This is a genomic window from Rhodoplanes sp. SY1, from assembly GCF_046000175.1.
Classification (GTDB): domain Bacteria; phylum Pseudomonadota; class Alphaproteobacteria; order Rhizobiales; family Xanthobacteraceae; genus Rhodoplanes.
Map to the genome: position 1 here is coordinate 1 of NZ_JBEOMB010000257.1, position 663 is coordinate 663.

Here is a 663-nt window from a genome sequence, read left to right on the forward strand (position 1 = left end):
CCGAGACGCTCGATTCCTGCGGCCAGACACGCGACGAGATCGCGGCCGCGATGACCGAGCACCTCGGCGAGCGCATGTCGAAGGCGATGCTCGACGCCTATGCGTCGCCTGAGAAGCCGCACGCCATTTCGGCGCAGCGCCTCGCCGCTCTGGTCGCCGTCACGGGCGACGCGCGGGCGCTGAACGCACTCCTGAACGAGATCGGGATGATCGCCATCCCGCAACGCTACGAGGCCCTCCTGCGCCGCGAGAAGGCGCGCGAGGACAAGCTGCAGGCCGAGCGCGAGGAACAGGCCGCCGACGCCGAGTGGAGAGCGCGGCGATGAGGGAGTGGCTCACCGCGCAGGAACTCGCCGAAGAGGCCCTGCCGGGCCTGCCGTCCACCAAGATGGGCGTGCATGCACTCGCCGACCGCGAGGGCTGGGCCGAGAGCCTCGCCTATGCGCGGCGGCGGTCGGGCCGCGGCGGGGGCCTGGAATTCAACGTCGCCCTCCTGCCGCCACTCGCCCGCATCGCCTACGAGCGCCGGCACCGGACCATCGGCGCGGCCGACGTGCCGGCGCCGCCCGCACCCGCACCGTCGTGCGGCCGGGACCTTTCCGACCGGGCCGCGCTGGAGCGTGACGCGCGGCTCGCCATCGTCGCGGCCTATCGGGCCTGCTC

At 73.5% G+C, this 663-nt stretch carries 2 protein-coding genes; both read left to right on the plus strand.

The annotated features are described in order from the left end of the window. Positions 1 to 326, plus strand: a 326-nt coding sequence (locus tag ABTU92_RS28970) for a phage regulatory CII family protein (RefSeq protein ID WP_408095022.1), incomplete at its 5' end; no start/stop codon positions are given. Further along, positions 323 to 663, plus strand: a 341-nt coding sequence (locus ABTU92_RS28975; protein WP_408095023.1) for a DNA-binding protein, incomplete at its 3' end; no start/stop codon positions are given. The genes ABTU92_RS28970 and ABTU92_RS28975, both read left to right, overlap by 4 nt.